At 38.2% G+C, this 5,216-nt stretch carries 4 protein-coding genes and 2 rRNA genes; 5 read left to right on the top strand and 1 reads right to left on the bottom strand.

Features of this window, described 5'->3' with window-relative positions; translation table 11 throughout:
• The 4 genes from A3GQ_RS0120990 to A3GQ_RS0120975 all read left to right on the top strand — a co-directional run.
• Positions 1 to 215: ribosomal RNA gene (locus A3GQ_RS0120990) — 16S ribosomal RNA — on the top strand; the annotation flags it as partial.
• Between the two features lie 556 nt (positions 216 to 771).
• A complete protein-coding gene (gene msrB / locus A3GQ_RS0120985) occupies positions 772 to 1,194 on the top strand; it encodes a peptide-methionine (R)-S-oxide reductase MsrB (protein WP_028778703.1) in 423 nt (140 codons plus the stop codon).
• A gap of 382 nt (positions 1,195 to 1,576) precedes the next feature.
• Positions 1,577 to 2,263: a response regulator transcription factor gene (locus A3GQ_RS0120980; protein WP_028778702.1), complete on the top strand. Its 687-nt coding sequence runs from the start codon at positions 1,577 to 1,579 to the stop codon at positions 2,261 to 2,263.
• Positions 2,260 to 3,606 (top strand): sensor histidine kinase, encoded by a 1,347-nt coding sequence (locus A3GQ_RS0120975; RefSeq protein ID WP_028778701.1) that lies wholly within the window; start codon positions 2,260 to 2,262, stop codon positions 3,604 to 3,606. The genes A3GQ_RS0120980 and A3GQ_RS0120975 overlap by 4 nt, the downstream gene beginning before the upstream one ends.
• A 491-nt stretch (positions 3,607 to 4,097) precedes the next feature.
• Here the strand turns inward: A3GQ_RS0120975 and A3GQ_RS0120970 are convergent, their stop codons facing one another.
• Entirely contained in the window at positions 4,098 to 4,523 is a 426-nt protein-coding gene (locus A3GQ_RS0120970) for a MarR family winged helix-turn-helix transcriptional regulator (protein ID WP_028778700.1), read from the bottom strand.
• A 595-nt stretch (positions 4,524 to 5,118) separates the two neighbouring features.
• Here A3GQ_RS0120970 and A3GQ_RS0120960 point away from each other — a divergent pair.
• Positions 5,119 to 5,216 (top strand): 23S ribosomal RNA (locus A3GQ_RS0120960); the annotation flags it as partial.

Raw genomic sequence — 5,216 nt, 5'->3', positions numbered from 1 at the left:
TGAAGCTGGAATCGCTAGTAATCGCGGATCAGCATGCCGCGGTGAATACGTTCCCGGGCCTTGTACACACCGCCCGTCACACCACGAGAGTTTGTAACACCCGAAGTCGGTGACAGAACCCTTAGGGGACTGAGCTGCCGAAGGTGGGACAGATGATTGGGGTGAAGTCGTAACAAGGTATCCCTACCGGAAGGNGGGGATGGATCACCTCCTTTCTATGGAGTACCTTTTGGTACAAATTCGGTTACCAAATAATCAGGCGTGTTACTCACTCTTCGGTTTTCAGGGAATAAAATTTTAACCAGTACCTTTTTAAGAGGTACTGGTTTTTTGAATTTGTCAATCCTATAACAGACATATAAACTTCTAGTTTTGACGCTCCATACGGCTAAATCCGTAGAATTCTTGGGACGGTAGTCTCATGACTACTTCATTACCAAGCTAACCCCGTGAGCCCCACGGTTCATTACAACAGAATAGTCCTACTGCTTGGTTTTCGCATTTCAGACTATCTAAGAAATATAATTAATGGTAATTTATCATCGGAATGTATGTTTGTAAATATATTTTCTGAAAAGAGTGTTGGACTTGTGAGAGGGCTGAACCCTTTCTCGTCCAACGCTTGCTTTCATCCCATGATTCAAACTGTAGGCTTTCAGTCAGCAAAAGTTTGTAATATGTTCGAGTGATCCCCCTAGTTTTTGAAAAAGCGTTATTTCTAATGAGTTCTTTTTGATATTGTTATACTACAGTATGAAGGAGGTTTTTCCATTGAAAGATAATTTGAAATCGAAGTTAACACCTTTGCAGTACGAAGTAACACAGAACAATGGAACAGAGCGGCCATTTCAAAACGAATTTTGGGATCATGAAGAAGAGGGAATTTATGTAGATATCGTTTCTGGTAAACCTCTTTTTAGTTCGAAAGACAAATATGATGCAGGGTGTGGTTGGCCGAGTTTTACCAAACCGATTGAAGAAGAACAGGTCATAGAGAAAGCAGACCATACTCATGGCATGCTGCGGACAGAAGTTAGAAGTAAAGACGCGGATTCACATTTGGGTCATGTTTTTCCAGATGGACCAGGGCCAGCAGGATTGCGGTATTGTATCAATTCTGCTGCATTGCGCTTTATTGCAAAAAAAGATTTAGAAAAAGAGGGTTATGGTAAACTTCTATCTTTATTTCAATAAATCACATGAATGTTTCCATATGGAAACATTTTTTTATTTTGATTCTGTGAAGTTTCATTTATGTGAAATATAGGAAATGGATAATAGAGAGACTATTTTATGCCTATCGTGTGAGTATAAAAGATAGAAATAATCAAAATGGATCGATTGGGAGACTGATGATCTTGTTTCTATTTGTGAACAAAAACGAAATTTCTCTCCATTTCTTCAGTGCACTGAAGATTGAGTTTAAATTACCACAATTTCTCCAAATCACCTCTTTATAATGATTCTATGGAGCAAGTAGGATAATATCCAAGAAAAGACTACATCTTCCTAGGTCATTTAGGAAGAGTAAGCTGAGAATTGGGTTACGGAGTATGCTTTAGAGGATGTGAAGAGAATGAAAACGTCAGTATTAGTAGTAGATGATGAACAAAAAGTATTAGATGTGATTCAGCCTTATCTGATTCAAGAAGGTTTCGACGTGTTGACTGCAAAAACAGGGAATCGTGCACTCCAAGAAGTTGCAGAAAAGAAACCTGATATTGTTATATTAGATTGGATGTTGCCAGAAAAAAGCGGCTTAGACGTTTGTCGAGATATTCGCAAAAAATCAAGTGTGGCAATTATTATGTTGACAGCAAAAACGGAAGAAATGGATCGGGTTGTTGGTTTAGAAGTAGGGGCCGATGACTATATGACTAAACCATTTAGTCTCCGTGAACTATCTGCTCGCATTCGATCTGTTTTGAGGAGAACCAATCCCTCTTCTTTGAATTCTAAAGTGATTCAAAGAGGAGATATTACCATTGATGAAGATAAACATGTCGTACTCAAAGGTGATCAAGAAGTTGCTTTAACACCTGCAGAGTTTCAGATTTTATTGACATTAGCATCTCGACCAGGGATTGTATATAGCAGGTTGCAGTTGTTACAAGTTATTACAGGAGATACGTATCTCACTTATGAACGGAGTATAGATAGTCATATCAGTCACTTGAGAAAAAAAATAGAAACAGATCTTTCAAATCCTCAATATATCCAAACGGTGCATGGTGTTGGTTATCGATTTGGAGACATGAAATGAAATTCCGAAACAAACTGATTCTAAGTTTAATCATTTTGATCGTTTTTTTAGGTTCTGCCTACTATGCTATTACCTATTTATATACACAACAAATGCTACAAAGTTATGCTAGAAATATAAGACAAGTAAGCGCAGAGCAGTGGTCTAGTCAGTTGTCCTATTATTATCAAGAAAATGGTTCTTCTTGGTATGGTGTCGACAGCTTTGTTCATTTTTTGGCTAATCAGAGCAGGGATCAAGATCGCCTGGACAATTTAATATTACGTGATGTAGATGGAGAGATCTTATCTCAAGTGGGTTCAGAAATCCACCAAGGGGAAGCTATCACAGTTGCAATTGTGGTGAATAATAAGCGAGTTGGAATGTTGCAGTTGTCTAATAAAATTTCTAACCGATTGGAAATCATGCAACAAACTGTTTTTCATTCCATGACGATGGGTACTTTTATAGGGATGATCATTACCTCCCTTATTGCATTGCTTGTAGGGGTTTGGTTATCTCGATTAATTACAAATCCATTGCAATCAATGATACATAGTATGAAAAAAATCAAAGATGGGGATTTGCAAGTAAAAATGAGTATCGATACAGATGATGAGTTTGGAAAAGTTGGGGAAACATTCAATTTAATGACTGATCGTTTGTATCGGACAGAACAAGCACGAAGTCATTTGGTAGCAGATGTAGCCCATGAATTGCGGACACCATTGACGATTATTCAAGGTCAGATGGAATTAATTCAACAAGGTATTAAAAAAGCTGAACCAGAAACTTTATTGCCTATTCAAGACGAAGTTGCTCGATTGATTCATTTGGTACAAGACTTGCATCAACTATCTTTAGCAGAAGTAGGTCAATTACCATTGAAGAAAATGGAGACAGATATGGAGAGTTTACTAGTCAATATTGTAAATATGTATGAACTAGAGGCATCCGAAAGAGGTATAGCGCTACATTATCAGCGGATAGATAACAATCAAATTCCAACTCTTTTTATTGACCCTCACCGAATCACACAAGTATTTGTAAACTTGATCACAAATGCGCTCAGTCATACATCTTCAAAAGGAAAAGTTGTTGTACAACTGGAAGCTCAAGAAGATGCGGTATTGGTTCATATAAAAGATTCTGGGAGTGGTATTTCCGCCGAGCATATTCCATTTATATTTGATCGTTTTTACCGTGCTGACCAAGATCGATCTCGTGAACATGGTGGTATGGGTTTAGGTTTAGCAATCGCAAAAGAGTATGTAGAAGCCCATCATGGCGAAATAAAGGTTAAAAGCGAAGCGGGAGTAGGTACAACATTCACGGTAAGTATGAAGTATGGGGAAAAAAATTAGAAACAAGCAAAAAGTCCTCCTTTATGAAGAGGACTTTTTTTGATTTGAAAATTATAGTCTTGCGAGTGAGAAAACCCGTGGTTTGAATCGCGGGATGATAGCGAGCGTCACTACAACGGGAGCACAAGTTTCGCTAAACCACTAAAACGGCAAGTCTCCCTTTGCAGATGAGGGAGGTTTCTATCTCCCGTAGATTTTACAAATTTTCCAAAAAATAATTTACAAACATACATTCTGTTGTTAAACTATCGACAGTTGCTCTTTGAAAAGTGGATAGGATATAGGGTTGTGCAAACCAATCGTTTTGCACGTAAAATGCTATGCGTACCGAAAAATGGCTAGACTGGAATGCGAAAACCAAGCAATAAGTCTATGCTATAACATAGCAACAAGAATTTTGTTTAACCGTGGGGCTCACGGGGCTAGCTTGGTAATGAAGTAGTCATCAGACTACCGTCCCAAGAATCCCATGGCTTCAGCCATGTGGAGTGTCAATTGTTTCTCAGCACATGACTTGCTGCCAGTACCGTTTTTGTAAGTTGATCTCCCTCTTCTTTACCAAATATCAAGGAATATCGTTCATATAATCGATCCCAACACTTTTGGATCTCATCATGTAAGATGGCTCCTTTTTCGGTGAGTAAGATTTTTGCTAGTTTCCCTTCCGTATGTCGTTCGACCAACCCTTTTTGAATTAACTTATCAACAAAACGAGTTCCTGTGGAAGGTGCTATATGCAGAATCTTACATAGATCCGATAACGTAATGTTAGGTTCTACTTTTACGACTAATATAAGAAAAGCGTATGTAGGAGAAAGACCGATAGAGGAGAATTCTTCTTCTGCTATTTTACCTGCTTCACGAGCAAGTTGATTGGAAGTGAAATAAAGACATTCATTCAAAAGCTCTTTGATCATGTAGAAAGAACCTCCCTTTCACCTTTTGTTGTATGTACAAACAATACCATAATTAAACAACTCGTGTCAATTTGGTGTAAGGTAATGGTTGGAAAGAGTGTAAATGTTTCTTTCAATGGTAAAACTAAAATTGCAAAAGGAACTATGAAGGTGTATTCAAGTAATAAATGTGATAAGTAGAAGGTTCTTTTTTTGATCGATAGATATCTAAGAAAGAACATAAAAAGGCGCAATAAAAACAAGGTTTATAAGCAATATAGAAGAGAAAGAAAAAATATCACTAAAAAAGATTTCAAAAAGGGGTTGCAATCTTTTTTTAGCCATGTTATATTATTTCTTGTCGCCGCGAGCAACACACAAACGGCTGACACAAACAAAAAAGCAAAACTTGATTCTTGTTGGGACAAGTTGAGATAAATACTTCTCACTTACCACCATTACAATGACAAGTTGCGCTAAGGCGCAGAAGCGCCAAGTCGCACTTTGAAAATTGGATAGGAAATGATGATAGAGAAAAGACATGTGTGTCTTTTCCGTCAAGTTGCGAACACCGGGTGATAGAGATGAAAATTTGTATCACCAAGTAAGAATAGTAGGAGAAGCTACTAAGGGCACACGGTGGATGCCTTGGCGCTAGGAGCCGATGAAGGACGGGACGAACACCGATATGCTCCGGGGAGCTGTAAGTGAGCT

Origin of the sequence: Shimazuella kribbensis DSM 45090 (genome assembly GCF_000428065.1) — a bacterium.
Lineage (GTDB): Bacteria > Bacillota > Bacilli > Thermoactinomycetales > Thermoactinomycetaceae > Shimazuella > Shimazuella kribbensis.
Note: the sequence above shows the minus strand (reverse complement) of the source record. Positions and strands in the feature narration are given on the sequence as shown.